This window comes from Leucobacter sp. UCMA 4100 (assembly GCF_027853335.1).
Lineage (GTDB): Bacteria > Actinomycetota > Actinomycetes > Actinomycetales > Microbacteriaceae > Leucobacter_A.
Genome location: NZ_JAFEUS010000002.1, coordinates 1,968,884 through 1,992,037, shown reverse-complemented (window position 1 = coordinate 1,992,037; position 23,154 = coordinate 1,968,884). Strand labels below are relative to the sequence as shown.

General features: G+C 60.2%; 8 protein-coding genes and 3 rRNA genes. All 11 read right to left on the bottom strand.

Annotated features, from left to right (window positions below; genetic code table 11):
* Positions 1-1,554: 1,554 nt before the first annotated feature.
* Positions 1,555-1,671: ribosomal RNA gene (rrf, locus tag JSO19_RS09275) — 5S ribosomal RNA — on the bottom strand.
* Positions 1,672-1,815: 144 nt separating this feature from the next.
* Positions 1,816-4,933, bottom strand: a 23S ribosomal RNA gene (locus JSO19_RS09270).
* 451 nt (positions 4,934-5,384) lie between these two features.
* A 16S ribosomal RNA gene (locus JSO19_RS09265) occupies positions 5,385-6,905 on the bottom strand.
* The 16S, 23S and 5S rRNA genes sit together here, the layout of an rRNA operon.
* A gap of 586 nt (positions 6,906-7,491) precedes the next feature.
* Positions 7,492-8,802 carry a tyrosine--tRNA ligase gene (gene tyrS, locus JSO19_RS09260; RefSeq protein WP_270912128.1) on the bottom strand — a complete coding sequence of 437 codons (1,311 nt, stop codon included), beginning with the start codon at positions 8,800-8,802 and terminating at the stop codon, positions 7,492-7,494.
* A gap of 100 nt (positions 8,803-8,902) precedes the next feature.
* A complete protein-coding gene (locus JSO19_RS09255; protein ID WP_270911283.1) occupies positions 8,903-10,159 on the bottom strand; it encodes a serine/threonine protein kinase in 1,257 nt (418 codons plus the stop codon).
* Positions 10,156-11,217, bottom strand: a complete 1,062-nt coding sequence (locus JSO19_RS09250) for an FHA domain-containing protein (RefSeq protein ID WP_270911282.1) — start codon at positions 11,215-11,217, stop codon at positions 10,156-10,158. The genes JSO19_RS09255 and JSO19_RS09250 overlap by 4 nt, the downstream gene beginning before the upstream one ends.
* Positions 11,218-11,296: 79 nt before the next feature.
* The gene (locus JSO19_RS09245) at positions 11,297-13,774 is read right to left on the bottom strand and encodes a transglutaminaseTgpA domain-containing protein (RefSeq protein ID WP_270911281.1); all 2,478 of its coding nucleotides are present in this window, start codon (positions 13,772-13,774) and stop codon (positions 11,297-11,299) included.
* The gene (locus JSO19_RS09240) at positions 13,767-15,023 is read right to left on the bottom strand and encodes a DUF58 domain-containing protein (RefSeq protein WP_270911279.1); all 1,257 of its coding nucleotides are present in this window, start codon (positions 15,021-15,023) and stop codon (positions 13,767-13,769) included. The genes JSO19_RS09245 and JSO19_RS09240 overlap by 8 nt, the downstream gene beginning before the upstream one ends.
* A 65-nt stretch (positions 15,024-15,088) precedes the next feature.
* Positions 15,089-16,057, bottom strand: coding sequence for an AAA family ATPase (locus JSO19_RS09235; protein WP_270911278.1), 969 nt, complete (start codon positions 16,055-16,057; stop codon positions 15,089-15,091).
* On the bottom strand, positions 16,054-21,957 hold the full coding sequence (locus JSO19_RS09230) for an Ig-like domain-containing protein (RefSeq protein WP_270911277.1): 5,904 nt from the start codon (positions 21,955-21,957) through the stop codon (positions 16,054-16,056). Before JSO19_RS09230 ends, JSO19_RS09235 begins: the two co-directional genes overlap by 4 nt.
* Positions 21,958-23,106 carry a serine/threonine-protein kinase gene (locus JSO19_RS09225; protein ID WP_270911276.1) on the bottom strand — a complete coding sequence of 383 codons (1,149 nt, stop codon included), beginning with the start codon at positions 23,104-23,106 and terminating at the stop codon, positions 21,958-21,960.
* Positions 23,107-23,154 lie beyond the last annotated feature (48 nt).

Sequence of the window (23,154 nt, the reverse complement as noted above, 5' to 3'; positions counted from 1 at the left end):
GAGGATTACAAAAAATTGGCATTTGACAATTTAGTGCACACTATTGAGTTCTCAAGGACCAAACGTCCGTTCCCACTCCACCGACTTAACCGCCGGTCTCGCAGGGCAACCTGTCTAACTTAGCACGTCCCGTTCCAGCTTGCAAATCGAAGTGAAACGAATTTCAACCAGACCCGCAATTTCAATCTAAGCTCACACCCGGCATCCAAAGACACACTCGAAAGAAACCCGACCAGCAAGAGGCCGGGGCTCCACGTTCACTGTGGAAGTTAACAAAAGATAAATTTAGTCCCAACAACCCCACAACGCAAATCGACACAACACCAACGGCGCGCCCCCACTCAAACAGCCAAAACACAAAAACGCGAAAAGTGACAGTTAGCACCCCGGTTCCGAACCAAGCACCTCCGCAATGGTGCAAATGGGCCTTAAATACGCCTTTGTAATACCACCGCGTTCGACACCCCGGGCGCGTCAACGCTTCTCTCGCATTCGAAATCCGTTCTTGTCTCCCGAACCCGATGCAACATTTGCCTTCTCTTCGACTCACGTGCGGTTCATTCACGACTCGATAGATTTTCGAGGTCGGCGTGTTAACCCTGCACGGAGTGACGATGTTGACGCCCATCTCGAGCAGCTCCGACATTCAACTCGAATGAGATGTCCGAGCTCACGACCAATCAACCGGGCATGCGCTCATTCCATACCTTGTGTGGCTTCCCGATCGGTATCGCTCCGGTGACACCACGCTCGCTGCGCCAGACTTCACCGCTGGTCTCTCGGCACTCACTGGTCGTGAGCTCCTACAGCGCACGTTGGCATCACAGCTCTTCGCACTGCAGCGCTCAAACCCTAAGACCGGGCTGCAAGAGGCTGGCGGATCATTGTCCGGTCACCTCCCGCCGACGACATCGCCACTTGCAGCGACCGTCGTGATCGGCACATCAGCAACACGGCAGAGATGAACACGGTCATCGGAATCACACAGGTGATCCGAACTACTGCGCGTCGCTCGGTGATCGCCAGATGAATCCGATGACTTCGAGTGCGAGCTCGAGCTCGAGCTCCAACGTTCGAACCGGTCAGTCCGTGCTGGCCTTAGCCAGCTTCCCCAGACATCTGGATCCTCAGTGCTTCATACCGTCCGACCACACCGCGCTACCAACACCGCTACTCTTTGCGTCTTTGGGAACCAGCGAGTGATGGTGCATGGCGCCACGGTAAACGAAGACACGATGGTCGTGAGAGCAGCACCAACTACCAAGTACCAGAGCACCCAGCACCCAGCACCCAGCCACCAACACCTGCAAGCAAGCACTCGTGTCAGGAGACGGGATCTCAGTAGTGGCATCTACCAGGGTTCAACGTGCGCCCGGTGCTTCAGCAGAGGTGCTCTTGTTCGCCAAACCGAATACCAGGACAAATAAAAAAGGCTGCCCTGGTGCAGCGAGAGCACAAGCTTCTCGCTGCACCAGGGCAGCCAATATATCCATGCGGAGAATAGAAAAGGGGCTGGTCTCGATACTGAGACCAGCCCCTTTCCATTAAAAAGAAGTCCGGCGGTGTCCTACTCTCCCACGAGGTCCCCCTCGCAGTACCATCGGCGCAGTCAGCCTTAGCTACCGGGTTCGGAATGTAACCGGGCGTTTCCCTGACGCTATCGCCGCCGTAACACTATTAACCTATCAACACACACCCAACCCAAAACAGGGCTAGTGAATGTGGGCCGCAGGTTGAGAACCACAAAGTGAACGCGAATTCATCGTTACGCAAAATCTTTTGAAACATTATGTTTCCCACCACAAACGGTGAGAAGAAATCAAGTCTTCGGTTTATTAGTACCAGTCAGCTCCACACATTACTATGCTTCCACATCTGGCCTATCAACCCAGTCGTCTACTGGGAACCTCACACCCTAAAGGGCACGGAAATCTCATCTTGAGGCCGGCTTCCCGCTTAGATGCTTTCAGCGGTTATCCATCCCGAACGTAGCTAATCAGCGATGCCCTTGGCAGAACAACTGACACACCAGAGGTTCGTCCAACCCGGTCCTCTCGTACTAGGGTCAGATCCTCTCAAATTTCCAACGCACGCAGCGGATAGGGACCGAACTGTCTCACGACGTTCTAAACCCAGCTCGCGTACCGCTTTAATGGGCGAACAGCCCAACCCTTGGGACCTACTCCAGCCCCAGGATGCGACGAGCCGACATCGAGGTGCCAAACCATGCCGTCGATATGGACTCTTGGGCAAGATCAGCCTGTTATCCCCGAGGTACCTTTTATCCGTTGAGCGACAGCGCTTCCACAAGCCACTGCCGGATCACTAGTCCCGACTTTCGTCCCTGCTCGACCTGTCAGTCTCACAGTCAAGCTCCCTTGTGCACTTACACTCGCCACCTGATTGCCAACCAGGTTGAGGGAACCTTTGGGCGCCTCCGTTACTTTTTAGGAGGCAACCGCCCCAGTTAAACTACCCACCAGGCACTGTCCGAAAACCCGATCAGGGTTCGTCGTTAGATGTTCAATATGACCAGAGTGGTATTTCAACAATGACTCCACGAATACTAGCGTATCCGCTTCACAGTCTCCCACCTATCCTACACAAGCCACACCGAACACCAATACCAAGCTATAGTAAAGGTCACGGGGTCTTTCCGTCCTGCTGCGCGTAACGAGCATCTTTACTCGTAATGCAATTTCGCCGAGTTCATGGTTGAGACAGCTGGGAAGTCGTTACGCCATTCGTGCAGGTCGGAACTTACCCGACAAGGAATTTCGCTACCTTAGGATGGTTATAGTTACCACCGCCGTTTACTGGGGCTTAAATTCAAAGCTTCGCAACCGAAGTTGCTAACCTCTCCTCTTAACCTTCCAGCACCGGGCAGGCGTCAGTCCGTATACATCCAATTGCTTGTTAGCACGGACCTGTGTTTTTAGTAAACAGTCGCTTCCCACTGGTCTCTGCGGCCACCACACCCTTTCCGGAGTAAATCCGTATAAGTGGATGGCCCCCCTTCTCCCGAAGTTACGGGGGCATTTTGCCGAGTTCCTTAACCACGATTCTCTCGATCTCCTTAGTATTCTCTACCTGACCACCTGTGTCGGTTTGGGGTACGGGCAGCTAGAACCTCACGTCGATGCTTTTCTCGGCAGCATAGGATCAGTGACTCGCTCCAAAAAGGAGCTCCCCATCGCATCTCAGCCTTAACGAATGGCGGATTTACCTACCACTCGGCCTACATGCTTAGCCCAGGACAACCATCGCCTGGGATCACCTACCTTCCTGCGTCACACCTGTTAATACGTTAACCACCCGAGTTCGGGTTCGAAGCATCCACAAAGCAAACACCCGAAGGTGAAAGCAAAGCTTCAGTTTTCTTAGCACTACTCGTTAGGTTCTTGTCGGTTCTTCGCCGGTACGGGAATATCAACCCGTTGTCCATCGACTACGCCTGTCGGCCTCGCCTTAGGTCCCGACTTACCCAGGGAAGATTAGCTTGACCCTGGAACCCTTGGTCTTCCGGAGGACGGGTTTCTCACCCGTCTTTCGCTACTCATGCCTGCATTCTCACTCGTGTAGCATCCACGGCTGGATCACTCCGCCGCTTCACTCGCCACACGACGCTCTCCTACCCATCCATACGGCTGGACCACGAAGGCCTACCTGTTATATGAATGACACAATTTCGGTGGTGTGCTTGAGCCCCGTTACATTGTCGGCGCGGAATCACTTGACCAGTGAGCTATTACGCACTCTTTCAAGGGTGGCTGCTTCTAAGCCAACCTCCTGGTTGTCTCAGCAACTCCACATCCTTTTCCACTTAGCACACGCTTTGGGACCTTAATTGGTGTTCTGGGTTGTTTCCCTCTCGACTATGAAGCTTATCCCCCACAGTCTCACTGCTGCGCTCTCACTTACCGGCATTCGGAGTTTAGCTGACGTCAGTAACCTTGTAGGGCCCATCGGCCATCCAGTAGCTCTACCTCCAGTAAGAAACACGCAACGCTGCACCTAAATGCATTTCGGAGAGAACCAGCTATCACGAAGTTTGATTGGCCTTTCACCCCTAACCACAGCTCATCCCCTCAGTTTTCAACCTAAGTGGGTTCGGTCCTCCACGTGTTCTTACACACGCTTCAACCTGGCCATGGATAGATCACTTCGCTTCGGGTCTAGGACATGCGACTGAATCGCCCTATTCAGACTCGCTTTCGCTACGGCTACCCCACACGGGTTAACCTCGCCACATGCCGCTAACTCGCAGGCTCATTCTTCAAAAGGCACGCAGTCACCCCACAAGGAGGCTCCTACGGATTGTAAGCAAACGGTTTCAGGTTCTATTTCACTCCCCTCCCGGGGTACTTTTCACCTTTCCCTCACGGTACTAGTCCGCTATCGGTCATCTGGGAGTATTTAGGCTTATCAGGTGGTCCTGACAGATTCACACGGGATTTCTCGGGCCCCGTGCTACTTGGGATACACACGACGCGGTCAAGCAATTTCGAGTACGGGACTCTCACCCTCTCCGATCAGGCGTTCCAACCTGTTCCTCTATCACTTGAACACTCACGCTGAAGGCTCAGTAGCGCCTTCCCATGCGTCCCACAACCCCTCTGATGCAACGCCTACCAGCTATCACACACCAAAGGTTTAGCCTCATCCGGGTTCGCTCGCCACTACTACCGGAATCACATGTTGTTTTCTCTTCCTGTGGGTACTGAGATGTTTCACTTCCCCACGTTCCCCCCACACACCCTATATATTCAGGTGCGGGTCACCAGGTACGCACGCGCCCTGGCGGGGTTTCCCCATTCGGAAATCCTCGGATCACAGCCCGTTTATCGGCTCCCCGAGGCTTATCGCAGATTACTACGTCCTTCTTCGGCTCCAGATGCCTAGGCATCCACCGTTCGCTCTTAGCAACTTGAAATCACATAAGTAAATTATTAATTAAAAATTATCCAAAAGAATCATTTGAAACCACCCACACAAACGTGTGAGCAGAGTCCAATGATACATAAACAACACACAACCCAAACAAAAGTTCAGATCATCTGTTGTCGATGCTCGCGTCCACTGTGTAGTTCTCAACATACGGTCGATACACACCCCCATGACAACACGTTCATGAAAGCATGCCCGAAAGACCAAACCAACACCCACAAAGAGTGCCGCCTAGGCCTTCAGGACCCAATAGTATGCACCACGACCTGCTTCAACACCCCACACCCTTTCCTACCAGGAACTAAATCCCAATGTACTCGCAGCATGAAACGCATCCACACATCATCATCAAATGTTCCACCCATGAGCACCCAGCAAGAAACATTCGTTCTTGAACCAGGCTTCTCTACATCACAAACGTGATGAGTGCTCCTTAGAAAGGAGGTGATCCAGCCGCACCTTCCGGTACGGCTACCTTGTTACGACTTAGTCCTAATCACCAGTCCCACCTTCGACGACTCCCTCCAAAAGGTTAGGCCATCGGCTTCGGGTGTTACCGACTTTCATGACTTGACGGGCGGTGTGTACAAGGCCCGGGAACGTATTCACCGCAGCGTTGCTGATCTGCGATTACTAGCGACTCCGACTTCATGGGGTCGAGTTGCAGACCCCAATCCGAACTGAGACCGGCTTTTTGGGATTCGCTCCACCTCGCGGTATCGCTGCCCATTGTACCGGCCATTGTAGCATGCGTGAAGCCCAAGACATAAGGGGCATGATGATTTGACGTCATCCCCACCTTCCTCCGTGTTGACCACGGCAGTATCCCATGAGTCCCCGGCATAACCCGCTGGCAACATAGGACGAGGGTTGCGCTCGTTGCCGGACTTAACCGAACATCTCACGACACGAGCTGACGACAACCATGCACCACCTGTAACCGAGTGTCCAAAGAGTCCTGTATCTCTACAGTGTTCTCGGTTATGTCAAGCCTTGGTAAGGTTCTTCGCGTTGCATCGAATTAATCCGCATGCTCCGCCGCTTGTGCGGGCCCCCGTCAATTCCTTTGAGTTTTAGCCTTGCGGCCGTACTCCCCAGGCGGGGAACTTAATGCGTTAGCTACGACACAGAAACCGTGGAATGGTCCCTACATCTAGTTCCCAACGTTTACGGCATGGACTACCAGGGTATCTAATCCTGTTCGCTCCCCATGCTTTCGCTCCTCAGCGTCAGTAGCGGCCCAGAGATCTGCCTTCGCCATCGGTGTTCCTCCTGATATCTGCGCATTCCACCGCTACACCAGGAATTCCAATCTCCCCTACCGCACTCTAGCCTGCCCGTACCCACTGCAGGCCCGAGGTTGAGCCTCGGGTTTTCACAGCAGACGCGACAAGCCGCCTACGAGCTCTTTACGCCCAATAATTCCGGACAACGCTTGCACCCTACGTATTACCGCGGCTGCTGGCACGTAGTTAGCCGGTGCTTTTTCTGTAGGTACCGTCACTTTCGCTTCTTCCCTACTAAAAGAGGTTTACAACCCGAAGGCCGTCATCCCTCACGCGGCGTTGCTGCATCAGGCTTTCGCCCATTGTGCAATATTCCCCACTGCTGCCTCCCGTAGGAGTCTGGGCCGTGTCTCAGTCCCAGTGTGGCCGGTCACCCTCTCAGGCCGGCTACCCGTCGTCGCCTTGGTGAGCCATTACCTCACCAACAAGCTGATAGGCCGCGAGTCCATCCAAAACCGATAAATCTTTCCAACAACGACCATGCGATCATTGCTCATATCCGGTATTAGACGCCATTTCTAGCGCTTATCCCGAAGTTAAGGGCAGGTTACTCACGTGTTACTCACCCGTTCGCCACTCTTCCACCCAGCAAGCTGGGCTTCATCGTTCGACTTGCATGTGTTAAGCACGCCGCCAGCGTTCGTCCTGAGCCAGGATCAAACTCTCCGTAAAAACTGAATGCATACACACACCCGGAATAAGGGCACATGCAGCGAGTTTGATCTGACTAAATAAAAACAAACCGTAGAACCAGAAAAACTGGCTCAAACTGGCCGAAATTATGTTAATCCAAAAAAGGAATCTCTCCAAAAACGGAGGATTACAAAAAATTGGCATTTGACAATTTAGTGCACACTATTGAGTTCTCAAGGACCAAACGTCCGTTCCCACTCCACCGACTTAACCGCCGGTCTCGCAGGGCAACCTGTCTAACTTAGCACGTCCCGTTCCAGCTTGCAAATCGAAGTGAAACGAATTTCAACCAGACCCGCAATTTCAATCTAAGCTCACACCCGGCATCCAAAGACACACTCGAAAGAAACCCGACCAGCAAGAGGCCGGGGCTCCACGTTCACTGTGGAAGTTAACAAAAGATAAATTTAGTCCCAACAACCCCACAACGCAAATCGACACAACACCAACGGCGCGCCCACACTCAAACAGCCAAAACACAAAAACGCCACCGGAAACCATTCCGGTGGCGTTTTTGTGAAGCTTTAGCTTCGAGAGGAAGAAAACCCGCTCTCGGCACTCGTTGTTAGTCTGTGGCGACCTGCACTGCCGCGAGCGTGCGCTTACCGCGGCGCAAGACCACATAGGTGCCATGCAGCAGCTGCCCTTCGACCAGGACAGCATCTTGCTCCTGCACTTGTTCGTTGTTCACGTAGACGCCGCCCTGCGCAATCGCACGACGGGCCTCGCTCACGCTCTTCACCACACCAGCCTGCGTGAGCAGTTCAGCAATCTGGTCGCCGGGCTTGCCCTCTGCACGTGGCAGCTCTTCGAGGGCGCCACGAATCGTATCGATGTCGAGGCCGACAAGCTCGCCCTTACCGAAGAGTGCTTCAGCGGCATCGATCTGCGCCTGAGCAACCTCGGGGCTGTGTACGAGTGAGGTCACCTCAAAGGCAAGGCGGCGCTGAGCCGCACGCTTGAAGGGTTCTTCCTGAACCTGCCGCTCGTAATCTTCGATCTCAGCGCGAGTGAGGAACGTGAAGACCTTGAGGCGCTCCACTACGTCGTCATCGTGCGTGTTGATCCAGAACTGGTAAAACGCGTAGGGCGAGCACATGTCGGGGTTCAGCCAGATGGCATTACCCTCGCTCTTACCAAACTTCGTGCCGTCAGAGTTCGTGATGAGCGGGGTGCCGATCGCGTGCACCTGTGCACCCTCGACCTTGCGAATCAGCTCGGTGCCACTCGTGAGGTTGCCCCACTGGTCACTGCCGCCTGATTGCAGCATGCAGCCGTACTGGCGGTGCAGCTCGAGAAAGTCGAGCCCCTGCAAGATCTGGTAACTGAACTCGGTGTAGCTAATGCCCTCGTCTGAGTTCAGGCGCTTTGCAACGATGTCTTTCTTGATCATCGTGCCAACGCGAAAGTACTTTCCAATTTCACGGAGGAAATCAATGGCCGAAAGCGGCGCCGTCCAGTCAAGGTTGTTGACGAGACGAGCGGCGTTCTCGCCCTCGAAACTCAGGTATCGCGACACCTGCTCCTGGAGCGCGCTCACCCACTGCCCGACGGTCTCGGGAGAGTTCAGCGTGCGCTCGGAGGTGGGGCGTGGGTCGCCGATAAGGCCCGTCGATCCGCCGACGAGCCCAAGAGGTTTGTGCCCCTTGAGCTGCAAGCGGCGCATGAGCAGTAGCTGCACCAGGTGGCCCAGGTGCAGGCTCGCGGCCGTGGGGTCGAAACCGCAGTAATACGTGAACGACTCACCCTCGAGAAGCTCGGCGAGAGCCCCCTGATCAGTTGATACGTGGATCAGCCCGCGCCACTGCAGCTCGTCCCACAGGGTTTCGAAGCTGTCGTCGAGGCGCTGAGCTGCAAGGAGCTCGCTACGATTCATGATTTCAGACACGCGTATCATGATACCGCTTTTCGCGGGCAGACCCGTGATCAGCTGTTCAGACGCCTACTGGCGGAGGCATTTTGCGCCTCGGCGGGTTTCAGATGAGGAGGAGCACGAGGCAGGTGAGGGCGACGCACACGACACCGGTGGCCCCGAGCGCGACCACACTCGCCTCATGGCGAATGCGTGACACTAGCTCGCCGCGACGGCCGCGCTGTGCGGTAGGGGCAGGAATGACGAGTGGAAGCATGGCCGGCGCCGCTTGAGGGTGCGCATCGGGAGGCACCTCGGCAACGGGGGGTGCGGCAGGCTTGGACACCCGCGACACCGCCCGCGGCTTATAGAACGAGGGCGAGTCTTGAACGGTGCTTGGCGTAAAAGCGACCGTTCCGTTCTTTGCAGTGAGCACCTCTTCGGGCAAGCCCATGAGTCGGGGCTTCATTGCGACCGTCGCGGTCTCGCTATACGTGCCCGGCTCATTCGAACTCATCGTGGCGCGATCAGTCGAGCTTTGCTGCCATGTTGCGCCGTGGCGCACCCGCGTCGCGTCGTCTGGGGTCACGACCCGAAGCTGTGTCTCATCATCGACGTTCGTGGCAGCTTCAAGCCGGGCAGCTCGATTTGCCGGAACGCCAACGGGCGGCTCGGCACGGGTGACCTCGTGACCAAGTTTCTTCTGCACGCGCTGGAACCCCTCGATGAGCTCACGCACGGTTGGCAACCGGTGAGCCGGGTCATCGGCAACCGCGGCTGCGAGCAGGGTTTGCAGGATGACGGGTATGTGGGCTGAGCCCACGAGCTCCCACGCCATGACCCCGAGGCCGAAGACATCGCTCGCCTGCGTGGCCTCGTGGCCGCGCACCACCTCTGGGGCAAGCCTGCCTCCCGGCGCGCACCCCGGCATCGCGAAGCCTGCGAGCGCGTACTCACCCGCTTGGGTCTGCATGAGGTGTTCAGGCCCCATCGCTCCGTGCACCAGGCCCTCGTGATGAAGCCGTTCTACTCCTGAAGAGAGCCAGACCATCAGGCTCAAAACCCGCTCGATCGAAAGCCCCTCCTGCGCGGCCTCGGCAAAGAGCTTGCCCTCTTCGCAGTCGTCGAGCACGATGAACGGCGCACCATCGTCGGTGAACCCGCCGCTGTGCACGGTCACGAGAGCCGGGTGCTCCGTTGCCGAGACAAGCCCAAGAACGTAGCGATCGAAGGCCTCGAGAGGCACAACGAGCGGCTCTTCGCTCACCTTCATCGCGACGGTTTTACCCGTCTCAACGTCTTTCGCGCGCCACAAGCACGACTGCTCACCTGAAGAAATCTTCCTGAGCCCCGTGAACCCTGAGACGCGCGGCGTGTTCACGGCCGGTCTCGATATTCAAGCTGCGCATCGCCGCCAAGGATGATGCGATCACCGTGCTTCAGCTGCATTGCGAGCCCTGCCCGCAACAGCACCTCATCGTCGTCGGTGACGAGCAGGGTGCCGTTCGTCGATTCGAGGTCTTCGAGAACAACCCCTCCGTCAGCGGGCTGCACCCGAGCGTGAGTACGAGAGATGTTGCCGTTCGGGTCAAAGACCGCGACGAGTTCAGCACCGGAGTCGCTGTCATCACGCGGGTTGCGGCCCAACAGCGTGAGACCCGTGATGGGCAGCTCGTCTCCTCCTGGCAGCACGAGCCAGCCGTGGGGGCGCACCTGAGCAACAGGAGCAGTGTCGTGCGGCCCTGCTTCGGGCTGCTGGCTCCCGGTGACAAGCTGTGTCTCGTCAGGAAAGGCATCATTCTCGGTGCCCCCTGCTTCGTCGTCGTGCACGATATCGCCGAAGATCTCGGCAAAGAGGGTGTCAGAAACCTGCTCGGGGGTTTCTGACGTACTCGCAGCATCGCCAAGAATGCCCGTCACGCGCTCAAGCGGGGTTGTCTCGTGAGAGGGCTGTTGCGTCGTGGTCATGAGCGGCACCTCTTCTTCGGTGAGCTGCTCGCAGACCGCGAGTGCAAGACCCTGCACCCCGTGCGCGATGTGCTGCCGGTCGCCCTCGAAGCTTCGAAGCGGTAGCTCGGTTCTGTGCCACTCCTCGGGGCTCAGCATGGCGAAGCGTGAGACTCCCTCGACCGTGGTTTCACGCCAGGTTCGAACTCCCTCGCCTTTCTCAGTGAGGGCGTCGTGCCAGCTCGCCTCGGCGCGAAACGAGAAACCGCCGCGCACGTAGGCAGTCACACGGTCACCGTCGAAGCCGACCAGGCAGAACCCGGGGAGGGCCGCGATGCCTCGACTCACGAGCACATCAAGTACCTCGCCCACATTGGCACAGGCAGACAGGCGGTGCAGAGCCTCAGGCTCCACCGACCGGTCGAGCAGCATGCCAAATGACTCGGCAATGATGCCCCAGTGCTTCCCGCCGGTGCCGCTCCACTCGCTCATGCGCGCACCCAGACGCTCTGTTGCTGTACGGTTCTCACGTTCATCATGCTGAGTGCGCTGCCTTTCTTTTCTCGTTCTTTCATTCTGCCGCACCTGTGTGTGAGACAACTTGATTATGCACATCTTGGCCGGGGTCGCGTTGCTGAAGCTCGTGTTCAGCAATCTCGCGCGAAATGCCGGCCCTGATCGATCGCGTCGAGATGAGCGCACGCAATCGCTGCCACCTCGTTCGTTCGGCACGCATCTCGCCGCGAATCTCTCGAGCGTCGTTCCAGAAACGGTCGGCATCGTCGTGCGACCCGCGATTCCCTGAAAAGGCGGCTTCGTCAGCCCTCAATGCGAGCGATGCCGCCGCTTCTTCGTAGCCGCGCAGTTGCGCCGCATATTCGAGCCGTGTTTCAGTCACCGGCTTTGCTGCTCCGAGGTCGATGGCCTGGTCGACAACGCTCTGCCAACCACCGACCATCCGGTCTGAGGCGTGCTCTGACCGCTCGCGTCTCCGGTCGGTGTTGCGCTTCACGAGCCAGATCGCGACAAATGGCGTGGCGAGAATAATGATTGCGAGCAACGCGGTCGCGGCGTACCTGAGCGGCACGATAAGCGACTGCCACCACTTCGCCCCGCGCTCGTCGTCTGGCGTTGCTGCGCCAGCTTGCCCGGGTGATGAGGTTGGTGGCGGCACCGTTTCGCTGTGGGGTATCGGCGCCTCGGTCATGTGCTTCGGGTCACTCGTGAGCGTCGCGTCAGGCTTCGGTGCGATCTCGTGCTGCGGGGTGACATCGATCGGGGCCCACGAGCCGGTCGCGGCATCGCGCACCTCGATCCACGCGGTGATCTGTGCTCCCGTGCATTCCCCGAGTTCGCACGGGGGCACGGCCGATCCCTCTGGTTCGGTGAGGTGGGCACCAAGCACAACTCGGCTCTCGAAGCCCAGCGAGTCGGCCACGAGCATCGCGGCGACGGCAAACTGTTCGTCGTCGCCAACCGCGGCCACCAAGTCGGCGGCATCGGCGCCCGCACCGACCTCGGCTTCGCGCCGGTTCAGGTCGGTGAAGAGGCGGTCAATGCGGGTTACTCCGTGCCCGGCCCGGCTCGGCTCAAAGTGAGTGATGCCGTAGCGCTCCATCCAGGTCGCAGGCTGCTCAGCAAGCGTGATGGCGTGGCTCAGGTACCCCCGCTCGCGCATACGGCTCACGAGTTCGCTGAGACCGGCACCGTCAGACGAGACGCTCTGCGTTGATACCCAGGTGCGCAGCGACTCAGGCACGAGAGCCTCGTCGCTTGAGGGACCAGAGCGGGCCGGCTGAAAGTCACTGAGCGCGACCTGAGCACTCGGCTGAACCGTTTGCACCAAACGGTCGCCCTTCGCGAAGCCGCCCTGGGCGAGCTGCACCCCGGTGCCCGATGCCTCCTGGTAGAAGAAATTATCACTGAGGGCTGAGCACCGCTTTCCCTCAAAGTCCAGTGCAACCAGCTGACCGGCGAGTGGAACCCACGGCCCGACGTAGTTGTGAACGGTGATCGTGGCCTGCTCAGTTCGCCCCTCTCCGAGAGGCAGGGTCGCAGCAACCCGGCGAAATTGCTGCCCGCTGTCGCGTTCGCCGCTCACTCCGGTGCGCACCGTCACACCGTCATACCGGTCGAGGGTGGCAAGGCGCACCCGGTCAACCGTCTGCGGCGCCTCGACCGAGAAGAGGATCTCATCAATGGTTGCGTCGCTGCGGTAGTCACGGAACGTGCTCAGAGGGCTCGTTTCTACGGCGGTCTCGATCACGGGACTCACCACGCTTCGGGGAACATCACGGGTCATGCCAGCGGTCACCACCGGGGTTACGAGCACGCCAACGAGCCCCGCTACGCCAAGCACCACAGCCCCCGAAACCATACGCCTCAGTCGGCGGCTCCGCATTGAAGCTCCGGCTTTACGCAGTGAACGGCGTCGTTCGCTCGACGAGCGCCAAACAAGCCACACCAGCGCTACGAGAAAACTCGCGAGTCCGGTCACCAAGTGCAGCGTCGGCTGCGAAGCGCTCGAGCCAAGCACGAGACCGTAGAGCGGCATGAGCAGAGCCACGAGTGGCGCAAGGGCGGATCGTGGAGTGTCCCTTGCCGCGAGCACGAGCGCAACAAAAGTGCTCACGAGTACGGTGAAAAAGAGCGGGGCGAGCACCGTTTGGTATGTGCCAAGCGGCAGCTCGAGCGTGAGCACGTCTTTCCAACCGAGCACGGGGGCAGCGATGATTGAGCCAAGACTGCGCAATGCTTCAAGCGGCCTCGTGGTCACGGCGTCGAACGTCATGAGCGCTGGGGCTGCTGTCGCCGCGGCACCGACCACGTACGCGGCAAAGACAAGGAGCGCGCTGGGCAACCAACGAAGCCGGAAGCGAGTCACCAGCGTGGCCAGCGAGGCACCAGTGAGCGCAGCCACAGCACACACGGCCGCTACCTGCACCGTCTCGTAGAGATGCCACGCTGCCGCCGCACCGATCACCGCAATGAGGCACGTTGCAATGACCGGAACGCCCGGCAGCCCCCGACGCTGTGCGCGATCAGCCATGAGTGCTCCTCATGAGCAGGTGCGGCAGATCGTCAAGAATGCCGATCGAGAGCACCGGAGTATTCCCGATGCTCCAGAAGGCGGGCTCGGCGTGCTGGTCGCACACGACGGCCACAACGGTCACCTCGGGCGAAAAGGCGAGTGAGGCGCGTTGAATCTCGCGGGATGTCAGCGATGATCCGCACACCAAAAAAGCAAGCGAAGCGTGCGCCTGCTTACTCCCGACGAGCTGTGCGGTCTCGACGAGACCGTGCACGCGCGGCCCGAAGGTCACGCTCGAGAGCTGGTCAAGCAGCATGCGAGGCGAGCGGGCAGCGAGCGTCGTTGCGAGAGCATCAGGCATCACCGCGAACTCGGGCACCTCGCCCGGCACAACGCACTGCACGTCTCGCCCATCGTGAAGGCCGCGCAGGCCAAGGGATCCGGCAGCGCTTACTGCGAGCTCGAACTCGTCGGCATCGCGGTATTCACCCTCGCCCATCGCAAGCACGATTGAGATGCCCGAGCGGCGCGTCTCTTCGTACTGCCGCACCATGAGCTTGCCGGTTTTGGCGGTCGATTTCCAGTGCACATGACGCCTCGAATCACCGACCTGATAGTCGCGAATCGCATGGAACGAGAGATCGTCAGGAACGATCACGCGCGAGGCTTGCCCCTCGAGGTCGCGAATGAGGCCGCTCGACATCGACGGCAGCACGAGCGTGCGCGGGTGAATGAAGAGGGTCTCGGCATCTTGCCAGGTGCGTTCTCGGCGAAACATGCCGAGAACGTCAGCACGAACGGTGCGCGCGGGGCCGACCGAGACGATGCCCCGCTTTTCACCCGGAATGCGCATGGCCTCGGCATGGCTCGCCTCACCTCTCAGAAGCGGCACCTCAACCTCGAGAATGCCCTCTCCTACCGGCAGGTCAATAACGCCGGGAAGGGCGACGCGCTTGCCAATATTGGTCACGACGAGTGCGCCCTCTGCTGCCTCCCCCACGACAATGCGCGAGTGCTCAAGATCAAGCGCAACCCGGTATGCTTTCACGCCGTACAGGAACGGCATGGCCGCGACAATGAGCGTCGCAGCGACGATGCCTGCCACGACGAGCTCAGCCCAGCCAAAGACGATGCCCACAGTAAGACCGACCGTGGCAAAGCCGACGGCTAACCAGCCTTGAGCCCGCACCGAGGCACGCAGGGTGCGCGCTGTTCGCGCGGTTCCCCGCGAAATACGTCGCCACGCGAGCGCGCTCCGCACCGCCACCGAGGTGGAATGCTGCGCGGTCCCTTCCACCGTGGTGCGGGTGTGGCGACTGCCCCCGGTAAAGGTCACCCTTCGGCCCCCTGTGTGGGCGGTTTCGTGTCGAGCAGAATCTGGCCGATCACCGCCCCCGCGGTGACTCCCTCAAATTCTGCCTCTGGATCAAGGACCAGTCGGTGAGCGAGGGTGACCTCAGCGAGCCCCTTAACATCGTCGGGTGTCACAAAGTCACGCTCGTGCGCGAGCGCCCAGACCTTCGCGGCTCGAGTGAGGCCGAGCGCCGCCCTCACGCTCGCGCCAAGACGCACTTGAGTCGCGTTTCTCGTCGCCTCAACGATGCGCACGATGTAATCCATCACGAGGGGGTCGATGAACACGCCCTTCGCGAGTTCAATCATTTCGAGCACCCCCTGCAGCGTCATGACGGGGTGCAGCTCGGGCGCCTTCGATCCGCTCGCTTCGAGAATGCGTACGGTCGTCGCATGGTCAGGGTATCCGAGCGAGGTCTTGAGCAAAAAGCGGTCAAGCTGGGCCTCTGGCAGCCGATAGGTGCCCGCCTGCTCGACTGGGTTTTGGGTCGCGACAACGAGAAAGGGAGCGCCCGTTTGGCGGGTCACACCGTCAACCGTAACCTGCCGCTCTTCCATGGCTTCGAGCAGCGCCGACTGCGTTTTCGGGCTCGCACGGTTAATCTCGTCGGCAAGCACGACATTGGCGAAGATGGGCCCCGCGTGAAACTCGAACTCGGCCTTCCGCTGGTCGTACACCGTCATGCCGGTGACGTCGCCAGGCAGCAGGTCTGGCGTGAACTGAATGCGGGTGCTGACCCCCTGAACACTCTTGCCCATTGCCCGCGCGAGTGAGGTCTTACCGGTTCCAGGCATGTCTTCAAGCAGCAGGTGCCCCTCGGCAACCATCGCGGTGAACGCGAGCTCGATGACGTGGCGTTTGCCGAGTACCACCTGCTCGACGTTCGCGACGAGCTTGGTGAATGACTCTGCGAACCACGCTCGCTGTTCGGGACTCAGGGTACTCATTGGCCGTTCCTCTCGGTCATACCGTCTTGTTCGGGTGTTGCTGTTGTTTGCGGGCTCGCTTCTGGCGGCGGATCGACCGCGATCTGGCACCTCACCGACTCGACCGGGTCAAGCCCGAGGCCTGGGAAGCTCACGCGCACGAACGCGTTGCCTTGCTCTTCAATCGTCTCGATGCGCCACCCGCTCTGCAAACCGGAGACGGTGACGTAACCGCTGAGGTCGCTATTACGGCATACACCGTCGCCTCCCGCGACGTCGTCAAAGACCACGCGCGGGCTCACCGTGGCTCCCGTTGCCGTGAGCGGTGTCGGCGGTGAGCAGACGGATCCTCCGTCGGTGCAATTGCGCACCGAAATCGGGGCCTCGAGTCGGCCGCCGTACTCGGGCAGTACCTGCGCGAGCGTACTGCCCGTTCTGCTGCCTGACACGAACTGCAGCGTGTACCTGGGGGTCGCCTCAGCGGTCGTCGTCGCGTCAGGCCATACCCACGAGCCATCACTGTTTTGGGCCGGTGTTCTGCCGATCGTGTAGCTTGCCGCAGCCGGAGCCGGGATGTCGAGAGTGACCTCGTGGGTCGCTCGGTTCACACCAAAGTCACGTTGGCCCCAGAAGACGTGCTGGGCGCACACCTCGACGGTGTGCTTCTTGCCCGCGGCGACGCCGCTAAAGGTGTGACTTCTTTCACCCTCTGCCGTTGGGGTACAGGCCGCACCGTCGATGCTGTAGCCAAACTCAGTCTGCCGTGAGCCGTTATTGCGCACTTCAGTCACTCGAACAGTGACGGTGTTCTGAGCGCTATTACTCTCGACCTCTGAGATGAACTTCGGCGCGCCAACACCGTGCACCCCACGTAGCGGCAAGACCGTTCCCTGTGACGAACCACTACCGACTGAAGACGGCGGCACCGCAAACTTGGTTTCAGGGGTCACCGTGAGATCGGTCGGCCGGTTACTGCCGAGCGCATAGTCGACCGTGACCGAGCTGCCCTGCACCGGAACCGTGACCGGCTGGTCACCACCGCGAATCGTCACTGAAGCCGTCGAACGGTCGCTCACGGTAAGGCTCAGACGCACGCGCCCTCCGTCAGCTCCGTTCGGGATCGGCGCCCAGCCATCACCGACGGCCTCTGGCGCCCGAGGCGATCGATATGCCCACGCTCGTGTTTGAGCACTCCCCTGTGAAGTGCCCACACCGTTCACGCTCTTCACGGTGAACTCGTGTTGCTCGCCGTTCGTGAGCCCTGAGACGACGCAGTCGCGCCCGGCTTGGCAGGTCACCGTCTTGCCTGCGCCGGTTACCTCGTAGCTCGCGACCTCGGGAATCGATGCCCGATCAGACACCGGTCGCAGGGTCACGCTCGAGTCGGTATACCCGACCCATTCAAGCCGCGACGGCGCCTTTGGTAAGCCTTTCAAGTCAAAGATGAGCGTCCCTACCCGGTCACCGGTTGAGGTGCGCCCCTGGGCGTCCTTCACCGCAAAGTCAGCGCGGCACCCTGCGGCTCCGCCGGTGTCTTCACGCCAGGTGACCTTCACACTCGTCTTATTCGCGACGCTCATGGTCACACCGTCACACTGGGCCGGCTGCGAGACCTTTTCGAGCGTGAGCGGAGTGCCGGGCAACGGGTTCACTTCACCCGGGCTGCCAACGACGGGCACTGTGCACGAGGTCGATCCGCCGCTCTGCGAGCATTCTGCACTCACGGTGGCGCCCTTCGGCAGGGTCTGCGGCGAGCGCCCGACGGTGAGCGTCAGCCTCGCGTCGGTTTCGGCACCTGCAATAGAGACGATTACCGGCTCCTGACGACTCGGCTGGGCGTTGTCTTTAGCGCGAACCGTGAGGGTTGAACCGCTCTGCGTCACGGTAAACAGGTCTCCACGGTACGCGGTGGCGAGATCGACCCGCGGCTTATCGCCGTCGTGGTTCCACTCAACCATGTTGGTGAGCTCATACTGCTCGGTCGCCCCGGGGTTGACGGTGATCGTGGCAGCGCGAAGCTCGGGCATCGGGTCTGCTGCGAGCACCCGCAGGTTGAGCGAGAGCCGGGTGTACTCGTCTTTACCAGCGAGCTTCACATCAACGGTGCAGTTATCACGCCAGGGGTTGCCTTTACCCGCGTCGTAGCGCACCGTGAGGCCTCCGGCCGGGCGACATTGAGCGTTCGCCCTGGCGCCACTTGACGCAACCGAACTCTCGTCGAGCTCGAGTCGTTCGCCCGCCGGAACCGTAATGGCCTGGGCGAGGTCAATACTGAGCGACTCGTTCTCGTTCACATCGTTCTGGGCATACGAAGATCGCACACTCAGCAGGTGATCATCGCTTCCGGGAACGCGCAAGAACGCGTACGTTGTTACCGCTTCGCCGTCAAAGGTCGTACCCGTAACCTCGAAGGGCACGATCTGCGCTTTCTCGCGCACCGTCCCCGAAATTCGCGAACCCTTTGCTTCGAAACCATCAGTCGGCTGCCACAGCTGCATATCGAGGTCAGCTACCCTGCCCTCGTTCCACGTGACCTTCCCTTTCATCACATCGACACCCCGATCGAGGTCGGCGAGGTCTTCAGAGGTAAGCGTCGTGTCAAGCACCTGCGGGTATCCCGGCACTTGCTCGCGCACGACCTTGACGACGATCATTCCGGTCGCGGTATCGCCCCGCTCGTTCTCGACCGTGTAGAGGTACGAGAGCGGCCCCAGCGTCTCGCCCCCGCGAAGTGTGACGTGCCCATCGTCGGTGTCGATCTTTTCAATGCGTTCGAGAAGCTGTTCATACTCGGCGGTGTCAGGAGTCGCGTTCGGCACCACGTCCTTCAGCGAGAGCGCAGTACCGCTCGGATCGACGTCGTTGTCGAGCGGAGAGAGCACCACCTTGTTGTCTGGCCCGGCCTGCACCTGGGCATAGTCGCTGTAGGTCACGGGACTCGGGTCGCTCTCTTCGCCGAGCACACCGACGCGCACGGTGCCCACACCTGTAAGCCCCTCGGAGTCTTTCACCCGGTAGGTGAACTGGGTCTGCCCCGATGTGCCCGGCGTGCTCGAAAACACAATGCCGTCGCCGCCGGGAGCGAGCGAGGCTGTGCCGAGATCGGGCTGCGTCAGCACCCGGTCGAGCACCGGAACATCGCCGTTGCCCCCGGTTACCTGAGGAGTAAAGGGAATCGTCACTTGTTGCCCGGTGAGCACACGCCCCTCGAGCATGTGCGCGGTTGGCGGGGTGCTGCTCTCATCGCCAGTGACGGTAATGTGCACCTTCGCGGTCGAGGTCAGCGCTGGGAAACCGAGCAGGTGCACCCGGTATGAAAGCGTGTAATTGCCTGGCTCGTCAGGAGCCAGGTACCGAACCACCTCGGGGGTCGCAAAGGCGAGCCCCGCCTCCTGGTCGTTCACGAGCGCGCTCGGATCGAGCACCATGTGAGCACCCGCGGGGGCGGTGTCGTTCTCGAGTACCGGAATATCAACTTGCTGCCCCGCACGCACCGTCACCCGGTCGTCTGCGGCGATGGGTGCGATGCTCTCGGCTGACGGCAGGAGCACAAAGGTGATCTCGCCGCGGGCAGAGCGCCCTTCCTGCCCCGTTGCGTCAGAGGCGCGGTACGTTGCTCGTCCGAGCACCCCGGGCTCGCCATTCTCGGTATCGCCGGTAACCCGTAGGTGACGTTGCCCTACAGCGTTGACGGTGAGGGCCGAGCCAGCGGCCGGATCGACGTCGAGATCATCGAGCAAAATAACCGAGCCGAGCGGGTCAGAGACGGCCTCAACAACATCAACCGTGGCATCTTCACCGGGTCTCACGAAGGCGGTGAGCGGCACGGTCGTGATCGGCGCATCGGCGGGGTCGAGAACGGTGACCCGAACGAGCCCGCTGGCCTCACCGATCGCGTCAGAGACGGTGGCCTGCAACAGGTACGACCCAGCGGTTTCAGCTTCAAACGTGGCCTGTAGCCCCTGCCGGTTTTCGATCGACTGCCCGGTCGCCTCGGTGAGCGGTGTGATCGCGTCGATCTGCGCGGCCCCCGTGGCTCCTTGTACCTGGTCGCTGAGGTCAATCGTGATGGGCCGCCCGGTTCCTCCCGTCACAGCTGAAGCGGTAACGGTAAATTCTGGGTTCGGGCTCACCTGCACCACGAGCGCTTTGGTTGCGGTCGCGCCCCTCGTGTCTTCGACAACGACGTCGAGCGAGATCGAGCGCGCCTCAGTATCTGAGGGGTCCGGGTGCCGAAACGTCACGGTGCCATCGGGGGCCGTGACGACCTGGCCATACTCGCTCTCTTGTTTGATCCCGCTGAGAAACAGCGGGTCGCCCTCGGGGTCAACCCAGCCGTCGAGCACGTTCACCGTTTGCGTCTCACCCGGGGCCACGTCAATCGTGGGCCACTCGGCAAGACACCCCTCGGTACCGCACCATACGGGCGCCTCGTTCACCCCGTCATCGATCACCTTGAGCGTCACCGTCGCGGGCGCCGAGTTGAGCCCGTCTGCGGTCGTGCCGTCGGTCACCGCATAGGTAAACGAGGCCGTGCCCGTCGCGTCTGCCGCAACATCGAGCACAAGATGCTGCTCGTTGTTGGCGGCCGAAACAACCCCGAAGGCCGAGTCTGGCTGCGTCACCGAGCTTGGCACAATCGTCAGCACATCTTCGTTGGGATCATGGTCATTGAGGAGCACCGGCAACAACACGCTCTCGCCGGCGCGTACCCCGAAGCTATCGGGCTCGGCAACGGGAGGCTTCGGTTCGAGCACCCTCTCTGGCTTCATACTCTCGGTCACCTGGGGAGTCTGCTCATCGACTCGCCACTGCAACGATGAGGGCAGCAACGTTCCCTCGGGCACACTCCATACCCACCCAGACGACTGCTCGTTCAAAAGCACGTGTGACCCGTTGCTCATGAGCGAGAGGGAGGGGTCATCGGGCAGTTTCTCGCCCAAGAACTCAAGCTCTTGCAGCCCGTCGCCCGAGACATAGAGTGAGCCAGAGCCCTCAGACACCCATGCGGCATAGAGCGTCCCGTCAAGCGACAGTGGCCTCGCCGGAACACCCGAGGCTTCGGTGAGGCGAGAGACATTACCGCCTCCCACCTCGATGAGTGTGAGCCCCTCGCTGTCGGCAATCGCGATCTCGCGAGACGTGCCTTCTGCCGAGTATTGGAGCAGCGATCCGCTCTCAATATCGGTCGCAATTGGTTCGTTCTTGCCCTCTTGCCAGAGCTTGCCGGTCTCGTCATCAAGCACGATCCACTCGCCGCCAACGTGCGCGAGCTGGGCAGAGCTGTTGGGCGGCTCAGGGAGCTTCCACTCGCGAGCAACGCCGCCGTCACTGGCCCGGGCGGTCACCAGCATACCCGTCGTCTCGGCGACAAGCGCGACCTCACCACTCGGCGAAACCCCGAGCGCCGAAAAGGCCTCGCGCTCTGCCCCGCCGCTCTCGGCGTCGCCGCCAGCGGCGGGGCCACGCTGCAGCCTCACCGACATCGCCTGTTCGCCGAGGGTGCCAACGTAAACGTTGCCCGAAGCTGTGAGGTATGCGATCCACTCGCCAGCGGTCTCAACCGCGATCGTTTCGGCGGGCGCCTGCTCGAAATCATCGGTGTTCACATCGGTGAGATCTTTCGGTGCGGCCTGATCAAGGGTTGAGAGCCGCTGATTGCCCTCGGCAAAGAGCACCGCCCTGTCGCCATGCTGCACCAGCTGGCTCGGGTTCTCGACCTCTTTGACGGTGTCGAGCTCGCCGAGGTCGCTGTTGACCCTCGCGTAACGTTTGCCGTCGCCCGTTTGCAGCACCCACACCGAAGCGTTATCGGGTGGCACTTGCCTGGCGTCATAACCCGGCCAAAGCACCGCGAGCGTCGCAGCGACCGCCACGGCCGCCACACTCGCTACCCACGCTACCCAGGTGCGCCTGCGCACTTACAGACCCCCGAGCAGGCTCACAAGGCCTGAAACCACCACGGCCGTCACAATCACGGTGCCACCAACGAACAACGCGAGTTGGCGTGGCGAGTAGCTACGCCCAGCTTCCTCTTGCCCGGGAACTCCCATGTCACTCGCCCGCTCACGAAGCTGCCTGCGCGACCGTTTTGCGGGCCCAGAGACCCGCTGCGAGTCGTACTGCACTTGCGAGCGCGGTTGCCGCGGAACAAACTGCGGTTCTTCACCCGGGGTGCGTTCTGGTTGCCACGGGTCTTCGGCGATCTCGATCGGGGTCACCTGAAACCCCAGGCTCTGCTGCACCTCTTGCAGCTCGGTAACGAGTTGCAAGATGCTCTCGTGCCGATGCTCCGGCTGCTTTGCCATCGCGGTGCGCAAGATATTCTCGAGTTCTGGCGTGACATCTTGCCTGCCGGTCGGGGTGTACGAGGCCTTGGCGATGCGCTTTTTCAGAAGCTCACGCTGGTTCATACCCCTGCCTGGTTTTTCAAACGGGCTCACCCCGGCGAGCAGGGTGTAGAGCGTCGCCCCGAGGCTCCACACCTCAGAGGACACCGTGCCCGTGCTGCGCTCGGCGATAATTTCAGGCGCGCTCCAGGGCACCGACATCGCGATAACGTCTTCGCCTGACGCGCCCGGCCCAACCGCCGTCGCAATACCAAAATCTGAGAGCACGGGTAAACCGTAGCGTGTCACGAGAATGTTCGAAGGCTTAATATCCCGGTGCAAAAGGCCTGCCCGGTGCGCCGTCTCGATAGCGGATCCCATGGTTACCCCGAGCGAAAGCACCTCTTCAAGCCCGATCGTTTCTTGGCGATAGCGGCTTGTGAACGACGAAGGGCAGTACTCCATGACGAGGTATGGCCGCCCGTCGGCCGAAATGCTCGCCTCATAAATCGTCAGGATCGAGGGGTGCGCGCTCAACCGGGCCATCGCGTCGGCCTCTGCGGTAAACATGCGCAAGAGCGCCTCATCGATGATGTCGGTGAGCAGAACCTTCACTGCAACCGGGCGCCGCGGCATGTGTTGTTCGAAAAGGAACACATCGGCGAAGCCTCCGGTGCCGAGCGGCCTGACATATTGAAAGCCCGAGAGCACAGGCGGGGCCGCGGGAAGTCGACTCGCCATCTTGCCTCGCTTTCATCGGCTACGAATTCGCTGTAATTCTACCGATCA

Excerpts from the sequence above, each read along its gene's own strand:
- JSO19_RS09250 (WP_270911282.1), bottom strand. The coding sequence starts at position 11,217 with ATGAGCGAGTGGAGCGGCACCGGCGGGAAGCACTGGGGCATCATTGCC.
- tyrS (WP_270912128.1), bottom strand. The coding sequence starts at position 8,802 with ATGAATCGTAGCGAGCTCCTTGCAGCTCAGCGCCTCGACGACAGCTTC.
- JSO19_RS09235 (WP_270911278.1), bottom strand. The coding sequence starts at position 16,057 with ATGAGTACCCTGAGTCCCGAACAGCGAGCGTGGTTCGCAGAGTCATTC.
- JSO19_RS09225 (WP_270911276.1), bottom strand. The coding sequence starts at position 23,106 with ATGGCGAGTCGACTTCCCGCGGCCCCGCCTGTGCTCTCGGGCTTTCAA.
- JSO19_RS09245 (WP_270911281.1), bottom strand. The coding sequence starts at position 13,774 with ATGGCTGATCGCGCACAGCGTCGGGGGCTGCCGGGCGTTCCGGTCATT.